This window comes from Streptomyces sp. NPDC003032, from assembly GCF_053591415.1.
The window spans coordinates 237,066-251,236 of the sequence record NZ_JBSFTT010000008.1 but is presented as its reverse complement, the minus strand read 5'-3'; the positions used below and the strand labels follow the sequence as shown (position 1 = coordinate 251,236).

At 70.8% G+C, this 14,171-nt stretch carries 15 protein-coding genes; all 15 read right to left on the bottom strand.

All coding sequences use genetic code 11. From position 1 onward, the window contains the following. Window positions 1-56 precede the first annotated feature (56 nt). Window positions 57-839, bottom strand: a complete 783-nt coding sequence (locus ACWDZ7_RS14425; protein WP_451797001.1) for an SCO6745 family protein — start codon at window positions 837-839, stop codon at window positions 57-59. 55 nt (window positions 840-894) lie between these two features. Next, complete coding sequence (locus ACWDZ7_RS14420; protein WP_451797000.1) at window positions 895-1,581, bottom strand: SGNH/GDSL hydrolase family protein; 687 nt, start codon at window positions 1,579-1,581, stop codon at window positions 895-897. Between the two features lie 36 nt (window positions 1,582-1,617). Beyond that, window positions 1,618-2,382 (bottom strand): HAD family hydrolase, encoded by a 765-nt coding sequence (locus ACWDZ7_RS14415; protein WP_451796999.1) that lies wholly within the window; start codon window positions 2,380-2,382, stop codon window positions 1,618-1,620. After that, on the bottom strand, window positions 2,379-3,869 hold the full coding sequence (locus ACWDZ7_RS14410) for an MmgE/PrpD family protein (protein ID WP_451796998.1): 1,491 nt from the start codon (window positions 3,867-3,869) through the stop codon (window positions 2,379-2,381). The genes ACWDZ7_RS14415 and ACWDZ7_RS14410 overlap by 4 nt, the downstream gene beginning before the upstream one ends. 34 nt (window positions 3,870-3,903) lie before the next feature. Beyond that, window positions 3,904-5,142, bottom strand: coding sequence for a beta-ketoacyl-[acyl-carrier-protein] synthase family protein (locus ACWDZ7_RS14405; protein WP_451796996.1), 1,239 nt, complete (start codon window positions 5,140-5,142; stop codon window positions 3,904-3,906). Further along, window positions 5,139-5,390: an acyl carrier protein gene (locus tag ACWDZ7_RS14400; protein WP_451796995.1), complete on the bottom strand. Its 252-nt coding sequence runs from the start codon at window positions 5,388-5,390 to the stop codon at window positions 5,139-5,141. Before ACWDZ7_RS14400 ends, ACWDZ7_RS14405 begins: the two co-directional genes overlap by 4 nt. A 78-nt stretch (window positions 5,391-5,468) precedes the next feature. Further along, window positions 5,469-6,470 (bottom strand): beta-ketoacyl-ACP synthase III, encoded by a 1,002-nt coding sequence (locus ACWDZ7_RS14395; protein ID WP_451796994.1) that lies wholly within the window; start codon window positions 6,468-6,470, stop codon window positions 5,469-5,471. Beyond that, window positions 6,467-7,567: a fatty acid desaturase family protein gene (locus tag ACWDZ7_RS14390; RefSeq protein WP_451796992.1), complete on the bottom strand. Its 1,101-nt coding sequence runs from the start codon at window positions 7,565-7,567 to the stop codon at window positions 6,467-6,469. Before ACWDZ7_RS14390 ends, ACWDZ7_RS14395 begins: the two co-directional genes overlap by 4 nt. After that, window positions 7,564-8,523, bottom strand: coding sequence for a VlmB-like protein (locus ACWDZ7_RS14385; RefSeq protein ID WP_451796990.1), 960 nt, complete (start codon window positions 8,521-8,523; stop codon window positions 7,564-7,566). Before ACWDZ7_RS14385 ends, ACWDZ7_RS14390 begins: the two co-directional genes overlap by 4 nt. Window positions 8,524-8,525: 2 nt before the next feature. Next, entirely contained in the window at window positions 8,526-9,089 is a 564-nt protein-coding gene (locus ACWDZ7_RS14380) for a flavin reductase family protein (RefSeq protein WP_451796988.1), read from the bottom strand. Next, a complete protein-coding gene (locus ACWDZ7_RS14375; RefSeq protein ID WP_451796987.1) occupies window positions 9,086-9,613 on the bottom strand; it encodes a hypothetical protein in 528 nt (175 codons plus the stop codon). The genes ACWDZ7_RS14380 and ACWDZ7_RS14375 overlap by 4 nt, the downstream gene beginning before the upstream one ends. Continuing rightward, window positions 9,613-10,092 (bottom strand): type II toxin-antitoxin system RatA family toxin, encoded by a 480-nt coding sequence (locus tag ACWDZ7_RS14370; protein ID WP_451796986.1) that lies wholly within the window; start codon window positions 10,090-10,092, stop codon window positions 9,613-9,615. The genes ACWDZ7_RS14375 and ACWDZ7_RS14370 overlap by 1 nt, the downstream gene beginning before the upstream one ends. Then, window positions 10,085-11,404 (bottom strand): aspartate aminotransferase family protein, encoded by a 1,320-nt coding sequence (locus tag ACWDZ7_RS14365; RefSeq protein ID WP_451796985.1) that lies wholly within the window; start codon window positions 11,402-11,404, stop codon window positions 10,085-10,087. Before ACWDZ7_RS14365 ends, ACWDZ7_RS14370 begins: the two co-directional genes overlap by 8 nt. Window positions 11,405-11,412: 8 nt before the next feature. Further along, the gene (locus ACWDZ7_RS14360) at window positions 11,413-12,549 is read right to left on the bottom strand and encodes an acyl-CoA dehydrogenase (RefSeq protein WP_451796983.1); all 1,137 of its coding nucleotides are present in this window, start codon (window positions 12,547-12,549) and stop codon (window positions 11,413-11,415) included. Further along, window positions 12,549-14,153, bottom strand: a complete 1,605-nt coding sequence (locus ACWDZ7_RS14355; RefSeq protein WP_451796982.1) for an aldehyde dehydrogenase family protein — start codon at window positions 14,151-14,153, stop codon at window positions 12,549-12,551. Before ACWDZ7_RS14355 ends, ACWDZ7_RS14360 begins: the two co-directional genes overlap by 1 nt. Window positions 14,154-14,171 lie beyond the last annotated feature (18 nt).

Below are 14,171 nucleotides of genomic sequence, written 5' to 3'. Positions count from 1 at the left end.
CGACGACGAGCCGTCCTGCGGGGCCCGGGAGAACCCCGGCCGCGCAGGACGGCTTCTCAGGTAAGGGCGTCGGCGGCCTGCGGCGCGGCAGACCTGTGCCGTGCCATCGCCAGGGCCGACGCGGCGCGCAGCAGCCCGCTCAACTCGTCCGCCTCGCACGCGCTCAGCGCCTCGTAGGCGGGGGCCGCCATCCGGTCGGTCAGTTCCTCGGCCGCCGCACGACGGGCGTGCGTCTCCCCGTCGATACGGGGGTAGGGACCTTGCCATCCCAGGAACTCCGCTCGCCGAAGGCCGTTGTCCCGGGTGAGGGTGGCCTCCAGTGGCGTGATCTCTGTGGTCAGCACGGCCGAGAGATGCAGGCCGCCACGGTGTTCCCGCAGGAGATGGGCCAGTTGGACGACGCGCGCGGGAGCGTCATCGGGGCGCTGGACGTCCCGCCAGCCCGCGAACAGAGGGATACCGGGCACCTCCACCCGGTCGGCGACTGTCTCCATGAGCTCGGCGAGCCGGGCGGCGGACGAGAAGCCCGCCAGGCAGCGGCGCCCCCAGGCACGGCACGACTCCGCGTAGCGGGCCGTGATGTCCGGTGGCGGCGGTGTGTGCTGCGGCGCCGCACAGTGCGTGCGGACGAACTCCAGCGGAAAGAACCCGAAGACGGCGGCGGTGACGTCCGCGGTCACTGGACCCAGGACACCGCCGCGTCCCCGGAAGTAGTAGCCGTGGCGGGACATGCCCAGGTCCGCGGCGGCTTGCCGGGCCTCCGGACTCTTCATGAAGGAACCACCGAGGCGGCGCACGTCGTCCTTGGTCGTGGCCACGCACGCACGCGAACCGGACATCACAGATCCTCCCCTGGGCAGATGTGGTGGACGGCGCCCGCGACGCCGGCCTCGCTCAGCGGCTCCGCAGGTGCTGCCCGAGGCTTCGTACGATCTCGGTGCACAGGATCGCCTGGCCGCGGGCGTTGAGATGCAGGCCGTCGGTGCTGAAGATCTCCTCGTTGCCCGCGGGGTGCCGGGGCAGGTCCACGTGGACCGCTCCGAGCCGCTCGGCCACCTGCTTGGTCCGCTCCGACCAGGCGGCGATGCGCTCGCTCATCGGCTTGCGGTACCGCTCGTCGACGTACGGGGAGACGGTGATGTCGAAGAGGCCCGAGGTGACGACCGTGCACCCCGATTCCCGCAACGGCGTGATGATGAGCGACAGTTCGGACTCGACCGCGTCGACGTCGAAGTGCCGCTGCAACATGTCGTTGCCTCCGCAGAACACGACGGCCAGGTCCGGCCGGAACTCCAGCGCCGGTGCCAGCTGCGTCTCGCGCACCTGCGCGGCGAAGAGGTTGCGCAGCCCCAGCTCGAGGACCTCCAGGTCCGGCTGCACGGTCCGCAGCTCCTGGATGAAGCGCTCCCCCCAGGGCAGGTACCGATAGCCCTCGTACGCCTCGGTGACTCCTTCGGCGCCGCTGTCCCCCAGTACGGCAAGCCGCTTCCACGGGGCGTCTGCCAGCACACGGGCGCCCTCGCCCGGGGACAGCAGGTAGGGGTCGGCGGCTTCGGCTGCGTACTCCGTCGTGTCGGTCATGTCCGGACTCCTCTGAAGGCTGCGCGGGATGGGGGATCAACGATGCCAGCCGGTGGGTGGCCGGGCTGGCGAGAATCCGGCGCCATCCTCCGACGCCGTTCCGGTGTCCGGCCGGCCGGCCCGGCCCGGCAGCCTTCGCCAGCCACGGGCCGTCGCGTGCCGGACCAGGACAGGATCGTCGCCCACCACGACCGGGTGCCCGACGGTCAGGAGCATGGGAAGGTCGGATGCGTGATCGCCGTAGGCACCGCACTCGGCGGGGTCCATGCCGTGGGTGTCCATGACGGTCCGTGCCGCGGCCGCCTTGTCCTCGCCCAGCATGGGCGTGATGAGGCGTCCGGTGTGGACGCCTTCGACGGTTTCGAGGCGGGCGCCCACGACCTGCGCGGCGCCGAGGCAGTCGGCCAGCGGATCGAGGCAGGGGGCGAAGGAGCCGGACACCAGCACGGTGAGGTCTCCCCGGCGCAGATGCTCCTGGAAGGCCTCCAGGCCGGCGGGCAGGAACAGGTTCCCCGCACACCGCTCCTGCCGGAACCACGCACGCCCCTGGGCGGACAGATCCACGGCGCGCTGCCCCGCGTACACGCGGTAGTAGGCGCGCATGACCTCTGCCCTGCCGGCTCCCTCGGCGGCGAGCGCGCGCAGTTGGGCGATCACCTCGTCGTAGGCGGACGGAGGTCTGCCGATCGCCGCGAGGTGGTGTGCGAGAAACCGGAACATGCTCTTCACTGCGATCAGGGTCTCGTCGACGTCGAAGAAGGCCGCCCGGGAGCGGGTGCCGACGCGGGTGTGGTCCGTCATGCGCCGAGCACCTCCCGGACCGTCGCGTCGAGCTGGGCCGCCCCGAGCGAGGAGGTGTGCTCCAGCGCCTCGATGGCGTCCGGCGGCACACCGGTGGCGGCCAGCTTGGCGCGCGCGATCACCCGGTGGTCGCGGCGGGTTCGGGCCCCGGCCGAGCCCACGGCGTGTGTGCGCTCCGCCCGCAGTACGCGGCCGCCGCGCAGCGTGACGTCGATCCGGGAGCCGATTGCCTTCGTGGCGTGCTCGAAGGTCACGCTCGGCCCGCCCTTCGGGAAGACGCCGGGCGCGGCTCTCCCACCGGAGAACGCGGCGAACCACTCCTGCGCGCCCCCCTCGGCCTGGCGCAGCGCCTCCCCCAGCGGTGCCGTGGCAGCCAGCAGCCGACGGCTCAGCTCGGGGTCGTAGGTGAGGCGGACCTTCGACGCCAGCGCCCAGCGCACGGGGTCGGCGGTGGCGGGCTCGGCGAGGTCGTCGGCCGTCACGGAGCCGGTGAGCAGCGCGGTCGCCACGTTGTAGGCGACGGAGAGGTTGAGCGCGAGGATCGCGGAGCGCTCACGGTCGAGATACGGGCGTGCCTCGCCGTCCATCACCATGGTCAGGCGCGCGGCCCGCACCACGATCTCGTCGATGCCCTCGATCTCCGCGGACGTGAGCAGATCGTGCAGCTCGGCGGCACAGTCGATGGCCGCGTCGACGTAGGCGCCGGCGGGATGAACCTTGAAGGACAGCGTCTCCGTGTGCCAGCGGGCGCCGAAGCCCGCCGTGACCACCTCGGGCGAGGCCACGTCGGAGACCTTGGCGAACAGCCCTCCGGGGTGTTCCAGGATGTCCTCGGCTCCCGTGAGCCCCGCCTCCGCCGCCCGGCACGCGTCCAGACCGATGCGTACGGGTACGGCGGCGGAGAGCACCTTGGCGTCACTGCCGAGGAAGGCGCGGCGCAGGGACCACGGCGGGGCGGCCAGAGCAAGGCCCCAGGCGTCGGTCCAGCGGTGTACGGGCGCGCCCGCCCCGTGCGACACCGCCGCGACGGCACCGACCAGTTGGGCGTGCGCGGCGGTCTGGCCGCGGAAGGGGCCCAGAGTGCTCGCCGCGGTCACCCTGGCCGCGCACTCGTTGGCGGCGACCACCGCCGTGAGCAACCGCGCCCCGGTGAGCCCCTGTTCGTTGCGGAAGGCCAAGGGCACACCGACCGAGGAGTGCGAGACGTGGCCCACGTACATGCTGTCCTCGTAGTACAGACACGCGGAGAGCGCCGCCAGGACGTACGCCGCCTGATCGGGGCGGTCGTCGGTCGGTGACCCGAACGCCTTGACCAGCCTCTGCCCCAGCGGGTGCGCCATGCCGGCCCGGACCACGGCGAGGTGCGAGATGAGCTGGCTGGTCGCATAGGCGTTGATCCGGTCGGGCAGGTCCGCGTGGCGCAGACCGGACGCCCACTGTGCGAGCCGCACGGTCAACGACCCGTCGGCTTCCGGTGGTCGTGGCACCTCATACCCCTGCCTGTCGTGGTGGGCCCGGGGGTCAAGCCCGAGTGAGTACGAGCACGGCGTTCTGTCCGCCGAACCCGAAGGAATTGCTGACGGCCACCTCGGGACGGCTGTCCCGGCCGGTCTTGGAGACGACGTCGATCTCGATGCGGGGGTCCTGGCTCTCCAGGTTGGCGGTCGGTGGAATGAAACCGCGCTCCAGTGTCATCGCCGTGACCGCGGCCTCGATCGCCCCGGCCGCGCCGAGCGCGTGCCCGAGCACGCCCTTCACCGAGGACACGGCCGGACGCGCCCCGAGCGCGCGGCTGATGAGTCTCGCCTCGGCGACATCGTTCAGCGGCGTGGAGGTCCCATGTGCGTTCACGTGGTCGACGTCCCCAGGGCCGACGCCGGCGTCGGCCAGGGCGGCCCGCAGCGCCAGTTCCGCCCCCACGCCCTCGGGGTCGGGGGCGGTGGCGTTGTAGGCGTCCGCGGACGCGCCGTATCCACTGACCAGCGCGTGGACCCGTGCTCGACGGGCCTGTGCGTCCTCGGCCCGTTCGAGGACCAGGACGGCGGCGCCCTCCGCGGGCACGAATCCGTCCCGGTCGACGTCGAAGGGGCGGGAGGCGGTACGGAGATCCCCGCGCCGCTGGGACAGCGCGCCCATCTGACTGAATCCGGAGATGATGGAGGGGACCAGGCACGCTTCGGTGCCGCCGGTGATCACGACGTCGCAGGCTCCGGACCGCAGCAGGTCACGGGCGACGCCCACGGCTGTGGCGCCCGACGCGCAGGCCGTCGCCGTGACGAGGTTGGGGCCCTGCGCGCCGCACTCCATGGCCACGTAGCCCGCCGCCATGTTGATGGCCAGCATCGGGATGAGGAGCGAGGAGACCCGTTCGGGTCCGTCCCGCAGCAGCGCCTGGTGCTGCTTCTCCCAGGTGGCCGCACCACCGATGCCGCTGCCGAGCACCACGGCGACGCGGGCTCCGTCCCAGGTGGCGGGGGAGAGGCCGGAGTCCGCCAGCGCCTCGCTCGCCGCGGCGACGGCGAACTGACTGCTGCGGTCGAGCCTCCATGCCTTGCGCCGCTCGATGAGGCCCGACCGGCCGAAGTCCTGGACCGCGCAGCCGAAATCGGCGGGCGTTCCCTCCAGCGCGGGGACGGGCGCCGCGGCCGTCGCCTCGCCCGCGCAGATGTTCCGCCACGCGGTCTCCGCGCCGATGCCCGCGGCGGTCACCAGGCCGATGCCGGTCACCGCCACGTGCGACGGTCTGCGGGCGGACGTCATGCGAGGCTCGCCACCTTGGTCTCGATGACCTTGGCGGCCTGGCTGATGGTGTCGCCCGACTGGATATCCTCGTCCGCGAGCGCGACGCCGAACTCCTGCTGGGCGGTGAGGCCGAGCTCGACCAGAGCGAGGGAGTCCATCTCCAGTTCGCTGAACGTCTGGTCCGGATCGATCTCGCCGGTCTCCAGGCCGAAGCCCTCCGCCAGTAGGGCCACGAGACGATCGTAGATGCCGTTGGTGTCGCTCATCGGAGTCTCCTCGAGATGTCAGGTACTGCTGTTGGACGGGGGCGGGACGGACTGTTTTCCTTCGGGGGCGCGCTGTTCTCAGCCGGGCGTCAGGTCGGGCCATCTCAGGGCGCACGAGCCCCACGTGAGTCCACCGCCGAAGGCGGTCAGGACCACCTGGTGGCCGGGGAGGAGCGTGCCGTCCTCCACCGCGTCGACGAGCGCGAGCGGGATGGACGCCGCCGCGGTGTTGCCGACCCGGTCGACGTTGACCGCGCAGCGCTCGCGGGGGAGCCTCATCTGATCGGCGACGGCGTGCATGATGCGCAGATTCGCCTGGTGGGCCACCAGCAGGTCGATGGTGGCCACGCTCCAGCCCTTGTCCTCGGCGACGCGCCGGGCGGACGCGGCCATCCGTTCCACCGCGTTGCGGAAGACGGCCTTGCCCTCCATGCGGAAGTACGGATCGGCCCGCTCCACCGAGTCGGCGCGGATCGGGTCGCGGGAGCCGCCCGAGGGAACAGTGATCAGCCCGCTGCCCGTGCCGTCGCTCGCCAGGTCGAAATGGCCCAGGGCGCCCGGCTCCTCGGCGTCGCCCGCGGTCACCACGGCCCCGCCCGCCCCGTCCCCGAAGACGGCCCGGGTCGAGCGGTCCTGGGGGTCGAGGATGCTGGAGAAGGTGTCGGCGCCCAGCACGAGGACGCTCTGGGCCGTACCCGCGGTGACGAGTCCGGCCCCGGCGGCCAGCGCGTAGAGGAATCCGGTGCACACCGCGCCCACGTCGAACGCTGCGGCCGTGCCCAGGCCGAGCCGGGAGGCCACCAGGGGCGCGGTGGCCGGGCAGACCCGGTCCGGCGTGGTGGTGGCCACGATGACGCAGTCCGCCGCATCCATCGAAGCGGACTTCAGCGCTCTGCCGCCGGCCTCGACCGCCAGGTCCGAGGTGGCCATACCCGGGTCGGCGATGTGCCGCCGGGCGATACCGGTCCTGCCGCGGATCCACTCGTCCGAGGTGTCGAGCTCCGCGGCCAGCTCCTCATTGGTCACGACCCGGGGAGGAACCCAGGCGCCGATGCCCCGGACCACTGCCGTCGGGCTCACCGACGGGCCCGCGCGAGGACGGCGTCCTCCTGCTCCAGGTCCCGTACCTGCCGGCTGACTTCGCCCAGGTAGTCCGCGACTTCCAGATAGGACCTCACCACTCGTACTTCGACGTAGGGGAGCCCGTGGCTCACGAGGTAGTCCTTGATCAGAGGTTGTGCCCGATGCAGGTTGCGGCGGGGCATGGACGGGAACAGGTGGTGCTCGATCTGGTAGTTGAGCCCGCCGTAGAAGAACTGGGTGATGCGGCTGGGGAGCAGGTTGCGCGACGTGACCACCTGGCGGGTGATCCAGTCCAGCTCCTCCTTCTCGCCGTCCCGCACGGGCAGACCCTTGTGGTTCGGCGCGAACAGCAGGCCCATGTAGAAGCCGAACAGCGCCTGATGGACCACGATGAACGCGACGGCCTTGCCCGGCGGCAGCACATAGAACACGGCGGCGAGATAGGCCACCAGATGGAAGGTGAGCACGCTCAGGTCGGCGGCCTTGTGCCGCTTGAGCGCCCCTTTGCGGGCCGCCACATAACCGGACAGATGCAGTCGCAGCCCTTCCATCATGATCAGTACGTAGAACATCCAGGCCTGGTGGCGCACGATGAACCGCCCGGCGGTACTGGTGCGTTTGCTGCGGTCCTTGCTCGCGAAGATGACCTGACGGCGTGTGACGTCCGGGTCGAGGGAGAGGTGGTTGGGGTAGTTGTGGTGCTTCGTGTGGTGTCCCACCCACCAGCCGAAGCTGACGCCGGTCAGCAGATTGCCGTGGAGGTACCCGATGACGTCACTCGCCTTGCGGGTGCGGAAGATCTGCCGGTGGCCCGCGTCGTGTCCCACCAGATCCGTCTGGGCGAAGCAGAAGGCGAGCAGCACCGCGGTCGCCAGCTGCCACCAGCTGTCGCCCAGCCAGGCGAAGAGGGTCCAGGCCCCGGACAGCAGCAGCAGATTGAACGCGATCTTGTAGACGTAGTAGGCGGGCTGCTGATCCATCAGTCCGGCGGACCTCACCAGGCGGGTGACCTCGTCCAGGTCGGCCGGCCCGGTCCGAGCGGCGCTCACGGCACCGGCCACCGGTGTGTCGGGCCCCTTGTCCAGGTGGGTCACAGCGCCTCCTCAAGGCCCATGGAAGCGAGGCGGGAGCGCTGCATGCGCTGCGCCCACTCCTGACCGGTGGCCATGCGCTCCTCGATCGTGGTGTCGACGAGCCGGCGTCCGGGCCACACCTCGTAGTCGCCGAGCAGCTCGCCGTGCTGTTCGACGCCCTGCTGGAAGAGCTTCTCCCGGTCGAGCACCACGTCCTCGACCGGCAGCCGCCCCCACAGCTCGTAGCCCTCCTTCAGGAGTTCCAGGAGGCGCGGCTTGTCCTCGGGGCGGTTGAGCAGGTGATCGCGGATGATCGAACTGCCGACCGCCAGATGCCGTATCTCGTCGATGCCCGCGCCGCGCTCGATGTCGGCGGCGGCCGGATCGAAGACGCGCCACTTGCGCTCGCTCAGCTCGGCGGCCGGCGCCAGGACACCCTCGACCAGGACCGTCAGGACCAGCACGCCGCCGATGAAGTCACCCCGGTCGCGCAGGGCGCGCAGCCCGAACTCCTCCAGCGGCACCAGGACCGCGTCCCGGTCGGCCCCCGCGAGACGTTCGACGGTCGCCCACAGTTCGTCCTGCCCTATGCCCAGTTGCAGCAGATGGCTCCGGAACACCATGGCGTGCCGTGCCTCGTCGAGCAGCTGGGTGGAGTAGAACTCCAGGCTGTCGTTGTCGGGGGCCAGCGCCACCATGTGGGCGATGGCGCGCGTGGCCTTCTCCTCCGCGATGGAGCGGAACGCCAGCTCCTGCGTGAGCGCGCTGTTCAACGGGCCCGGCCGGGTCGTCACGGGATGGGGGCGTACGTCGTCGGCGTGCCCCAGCACGTTGCCTTGCAGGGTGCCCTGCGGTACGGCGCCCAGCCAGTACCGCAGGTCGCACGAGCGTGCGCTCAGTTCGAGTTCGATGGCCCCGTCCACCAGCGACGGGGCTTGCGTCCAGTCGGCCTCTGCCGGGATGTTCGCGAAAGCCATGGTCAGTCCCTCTCCGAAGTCGTGGTGGCAGGCAACCGGTGCAACCCGCCGGCGAAGTTGAGCAGCGGCGCGCCACCGCCGCGCACGGACCGGTCGACCCCGGCCAGCAGCAGTTCGTGATCACCCACCGGCACGGTGCGCTGCACGCTGCACAGCAGCCAGCCGAAGGCGTCACGCAGCACGGGCACGCCGTCCTGCGTGCGGCCGGCCCAGGTCTCGGGAGCCAGCTGATCGACGCCCGTCGGCCGGCGTCTGTGGGCGAAGTGCCTGGCCAGCCCTTCCTGCCCCGATCCCAGGACGTTGACGACGAAGGCGGAGGTGCCGAGCAGAACCCTCAGCCCCCGGCTCCCGCGCCGTAACGCGACGGAGACGATGGGCGGCTCGACCGACGCCAGGGCCAGCGTGCTGACGGTGACTCCCTGGACATCCGCCTCGCCACCGCAGGTCAGCACCACGACACCGGTGGCCAGCTGGTCCGCGGGGCCGCCCGCCGATACCGCCGCCGACGGCGCCGCCGCTCCCGGCGGCCAGGCCGTGAGCGTCTGCTCGGCGGTCACGCCGCTCACAGCGAGCCCGTCCCGACCGGCCGCGGCACGCGTACGGCGTCACTCGCTGCCACCACCTCGCCGAACTCGCTCCTGAAGCGCCGGTACGCGGGGTGTACCTCCGGCTCGAAGGCCAGGGCGAAGGGCTTGAGGAAGTTCCCGAACAGCGCGCGGTCGCCGAAGAGATGGATGGGCAGGGCCAGCAGGGCCCACTCGAAGCCCCACACCGATATCCACACCAGCGCGACGAGGCCCTGTGTCACCAGGCTGTGCATGACGTTGTAGAGGATGTAGTAGATCTTCGGGATCTCCGTGCCGCCGGACCGCCCAGCGGCCTTGTCCCTGGCGTGGGTGCGGTGATAGCGGTAGGCGCCGGGCAGGTAGCCGATCAGGTCGATGTAGACGAAGAGCACGACGGCCGGGATCCAGCGCACGTCGCCGAGGTGCACGAAGAACAGCACCACCGAGACGATCAGGCCAAGACCGTACTCCGCGCGGACCAGCCACGCGGTGGTGCCGGTCATGAAGAGGTTCTTGGTGTCCATCAGCTCGACCCCGCAAGTGCCTCTGCGACCGCCTCGTCGTCCATCACGGCGGCGCCGGCGAAGAGGGCGCTGACGATGCGGGCGATGGTCTCCTTGAAGACCCGCACGGCGACCGGATCCAGGATTCCGGCCAGACTCGGAATGCCGAAGTCGAACTCGGCGTCGAAGTCCACGCGGCACCCCGCGCCCGCCCGGGACACGCGCCAGGATCCGGTGAACGAGTCGAAGTCACCGTCGAGTTGGGAGAAGTCGATCGTCAGCCGCGCCCGGTCCAGGCGGTCCTCCTCCGTCCAGCTCAGGATGCCGTTGTGGAAGTACACCTCCCAGTCGCTGGTCTCCTCCGTGGCACTGACCTCGTGCACGGTCACGGACCGGACCACGGGAACCAGCTCGGGGTAGGCGGCGAAGTGCCGCACCCGGTCGAAGACCGCGCCGGGGTCGGTGTCCGGCACGGCGAGAGCCACGTGAACACTACGCATGATCAGGGCCACCTTTGGAAGTCGGCACGTAACGGGACGCCTGCGCCCGGCAGGCGCTGTCGAACGCCTCGTACAGGAATGCCACTTCCGACCTGTCGAGGATCGCGGGCGGCGTCAGCCGCAGCGTCAGATGGGAGTTGAGCGAGTGATTGGCGATGACGCCCCGCGCGACCAGCTCGATCAGCAGGTCCCCGGCGATACCGGGCTCGGCGAACTCGAATCCGAGCAGAAGGCCGCGCCCACGCACCTCGTGGACCGCGTCGCCGAAGTGCTCCCTGACCGTGTCGCCCAGGGTCGTGAGCAGTTCGGCACCCAATTCACGGGAGCGTTCGACGAGCCCTTCGTCCTTGATGGCCGTGATCGCGCCGCGAGCCGCCGCCATGGCGAGAGGCACGCCGGAGAACGTGGACGTGTGCAGATAGGGGTCGCGGTCGAAGACGGAGAACGCGCTCGGCGTGGCCACCACCGCCGACACGGGGATCACACCGCCGCTGAGCCCCTTGCCCACGAGCAGCGCGTCGGGCGTGACGCCCTCCCGGTCCGCCCCGAACCAGGTGCCCAGACGGCCGAGTCCGGTCTGCACCTCATCCAGCACGAAGAACGCGCCGTGCCGGCGGCACGCCTCGGCCACGGCCCGCAGATAGCCGTCGGGCGGCAGAATGACACCTGCCTCTCCCTGGACGGGCTCGACGACGACGCAGCCCCGCCCCGGAATGGTGGCGAGCAACCGCTCCAGTGCCTCGGCGTCGCCGAACGGCACATGGTGGACGTCGGGCAGCAACGGCCGGAAGGGGGCCTGGAACATCTCCTTGCCGGTGAGGCTGAGCGCCCCCATGGTCTTGCCGTGGTAGCCGGCGTGCATCGCCACCAGCTGGTCCTTGCCCTTGGTCCGGGCCATCTTGATGACGGTCTCGACGGCCTCGGCCCCCGAGCTCGCGAAGTGGACGCGTTCGAGGCCGGGCGGGACCACCTCCACCAGGGCGTCCGCCGCCAGGGCCGCCTGCGGTTCCAGGAGCACTCGGGTGGCGACCGGGTTCCGGTGCAGCTGCTCCTCGACCAGTCGTACGACGGTGGGGTGCCGCGCGCCCAGCAGCAGTACGCCGTACCCACCGCAGTTGAGGATGCGCTTGCCCTCGGTGGTGGTCACCCAGGCGCCCTTCGATTCCCACTCGACGTGGCCGCCGAACATCTCGCCGAGGACGGCCCGGCCCTTGTTGAGCCGGGTCCGGTAGAGCTTCCCCAGCGCCTCTCGCTCGTACGCCGGTCCGGCGCTCCCGGCGGACGTCGCGGAGGGTGCTGATGTGACGCTCATCGGTGTCCTCATGTGAGTCTCAGCGGCCGGCCGTCGACGTGCTCCATGAAGGGGCCGGCGAAGCTGCTGCGGGATGGGGGGTGGAAGGCGAGGCCGTGTGAGGCCGCGGCGAGGTAGGCGACGTCCGAGGAGCCGATGAACGCCATGCCGCCGAGCGCTTCCACGGCCCGGCGGACCGCGTCGCCGAGCGCGTCCTGGCAGCCGAACCTGGCCAACAGAGCTTTGCCGAGCGCGGTGTTGCCCGTCTCGCCGTCCATGATCATGCGGGCCGCGCCCTCCAGCAGGAGCATGGCCGACTCAAGACGCGCGACCAGCTGGGCACGGTCGGACTCGCTGCCGCGCCCGCGGGCCACCACCCGCTCGACGAGGGAGCTGGCCATGCCCACGTAACAGGCCGAGATGAGCAGTTCGAACCAGATGAACCCGACGGTCTGGAGTTCGTCGAGCTCCCCCGCGTCACCCAACTCGGTCCGCATGAGCTGCTGTTCGTCGACGAATACGTCGGTGAGCCGGATCTCGTCGCTCTCCGCGCCCGCCAGCGCCCAGCTGGACCAGAACGGCCGCACGCTCATGCCCTCGACCTCGCTCGGCACGAGCAGCACCGCCAGGTCGCTGCCGCCGTCCGGCCGGGGCAGCGCCACGCTCGCGGTGAGCAGGTCCATCGACCGGGACAGACTGCACGGCTTCTTCGATCCGTCGATGGCGTAGCCGCCCTCGACGGCCCGTGCGGTCATCGTGGGGGCGAGGATGCCGCGCCCCGGCTGCCCTTCGGCGAAACCGGAGGCCACCAACAGGTTCTGGGAGCAGATGCCCTCCAGGAGCGCCCACTCCATGCCGCTGTTCCGCAGGCTGTCGGCGAGCGTGAAGAGGGTGGCCACCGAGAAGTGGTGCATGGTGGTGGCGACGGCCAGTGAGGGGGCCGCCGCGGCGATGGCGCGCGTCACCTCCAGGGCCTGGAGCGGATCCGCGCCCGCCCCCTCATAGGTCTTGGGGATCACCAGACCGGGTCCACCGGCTGAGCGGAAGAGGTCGACGGAGGGGCTGCCCGGCCGCTCGAGCTCTTCCAGCGGGACGTCGCCGAGTCCGCCCAGGAGGCCGGGCAGGAAGTCCTCGCACGTCCGTCGTGCCGCGTCGAGTGAACGCATCAGAACTCGCGACTCCTCTTCGTGGGGAACAAGGCCTTCCACGCTCCGAAGACGGCCTCCCGAGGCCTGGATCCGGGGCTGATGCTGACTCCCTGCAGGTGGCTCGTCCGCAGGATCGGATAGTTGGCCTCGCCGAAGACACCTCCGGTCAGGCCGGTGCCGCCGTGGGTGGGCAGATAGGGGAGAAAGCCGATGTGGGAGTCGTTGATCTTCAGCAGTCCGCCGCTGCGGATCTGGCTCAGGAAGGTGTCGACGACCGTCGACGAGGTCGCCCACACCGAATTGCGCAGGCCGTACTCATTGCTGTTCACATAGGCGACGAAGCGCTCAAGGAGCACCTCGTCCGGCGCCGGTTCCGCGACGATGAGCGGCAACAGCGGGAAGAACGTCTCGTGTCGTACGGCGTCGATGTCGCGCGCGCCCTCCAGGCCGCGTACGACCACGACCGTCGGTTCCAGGAAGATGCCGGCGGTGTCGCGGCTCTCGTCGGCCTGCATCGCGTGTCCGCCACAGGCCAGTTCGGCGCCCTTGTCCAACGCGTCGCGCAGGCAGCTGAAGAACTTCTCGTTGCGCAGCACGGGGGTGAGCAGGACGTCTTCCTCCTCCGGCCGCCCCGGCCTGATGTGGCCGACCTGGCGGACGAGGGAGGCGATGAGGGCGTCGGCGATGTCCGGGTGCACCACCACCTGGTTGGGGATCATGCAGAGCTGGCCCGAGCCGTAGAAGCTCTCCGTCAGCGCTTCCGCCACCAGCTCCGGGTCGGCGTCCTTCCAGACCACCACCACGTCGTTGCCCGCGAGTTCCAGGATCGGCTTCTTGCCCGCGGCAAGGCAGCGCTCCTGGAACCGGACGCCGTTCTCGCTGCTGCCGAAGTAGATGATGTCGTTCACATGAGGGCTCTCCACCCACGCCGAGAGCAGCGGAACGGGGTCCCCGCACACCACGTTGAGCGTGCCGGGCGGCGCCCCGACCTCTTCGAGCACCGGCCGTACCACCTCGTGCAGGACGTACATCGCACCGAGGGGCGCGCTGCGCGGAGCGCGGACGACCAGGGCGTTGCCGGCCATGATGGACGTGACGCCCAGCAGGGCGCTGGACAAGGGCGCGTTCTGCGGCGGGTTCAGGCACACCACGCCGTCCGGGCACCGGCGGACCTGGATGCGGCGCTCGCCGTGCCGGAACTCCTGGTGCATCTGCGAGCGGTAGAAGCCCAACGATTCCGGACCGAAGCACTCCAGCATTCCCGAGACCTGCCAGCGGGCCAGGACCACCGGGTGCCCTTCGGCGACCAGGATCCGCGTGATCTCCTCGGCTCGTTCGGTCAGCCTGCGATAGAGGAGCTCGCCGACCTTCTCGAGGCGCGTCTCCAGGGGGTAGGCCCCCCAGACCGGCGCGGCGGCCGCGGCCGCCTCCAGCGCCGCCTCGACGGTCGGCCGGTCCGCCTTCGCGACACGGCCGACGATGCTGGGTGGGAGGTCCTTGGGCGCGACGCGCCCCTGCTCCAGCCTCCGCTTGAGCGACAGGCTCGCGAAAGCGTCGTCCAGCAGCACCCCGGAATTCACGACATACACCCAGGCATCGCTGTCGCGGTCCTGCCCGCCCACATAGGAAGAATAGGACCG

Coding starts and splice junctions, on each gene's coding strand:
- ACWDZ7_RS14425 (WP_451797001.1), bottom strand. CDS start 839: ATGTCCGGTTCGCGTGCGTGCGTGGCCACGACCAAGGACGACGTGCGC.
- ACWDZ7_RS14375 (WP_451796987.1), bottom strand. CDS start 9,613: ATGGACACCAAGAACCTCTTCATGACCGGCACCACCGCGTGGCTGGTC.
- ACWDZ7_RS14365 (WP_451796985.1), bottom strand. CDS start 11,404: ATGAGCGTCACATCAGCACCCTCCGCGACGTCCGCCGGGAGCGCCGGA.
- ACWDZ7_RS14420 (WP_451797000.1), bottom strand. CDS start 1,581: ATGACCGACACGACGGAGTACGCAGCCGAAGCCGCCGACCCCTACCTG.
- ACWDZ7_RS14415 (WP_451796999.1), bottom strand. CDS start 2,382: ATGACGGACCACACCCGCGTCGGCACCCGCTCCCGGGCGGCCTTCTTC.
- ACWDZ7_RS14370 (WP_451796986.1), bottom strand. CDS start 10,092: ATGCGTAGTGTTCACGTGGCTCTCGCCGTGCCGGACACCGACCCCGGC.
- ACWDZ7_RS14405 (WP_451796996.1), bottom strand. CDS start 5,142: ATGACGTCCGCCCGCAGACCGTCGCACGTGGCGGTGACCGGCATCGGC.
- ACWDZ7_RS14385 (WP_451796990.1), bottom strand. CDS start 8,523: ATGGCTTTCGCGAACATCCCGGCAGAGGCCGACTGGACGCAAGCCCCG.
- ACWDZ7_RS14360 (WP_451796983.1), bottom strand. CDS start 12,549: ATGCGTTCACTCGACGCGGCACGACGGACGTGCGAGGACTTCCTGCCC.
- ACWDZ7_RS14400 (WP_451796995.1), bottom strand. CDS start 5,390: ATGAGCGACACCAACGGCATCTACGATCGTCTCGTGGCCCTACTGGCG.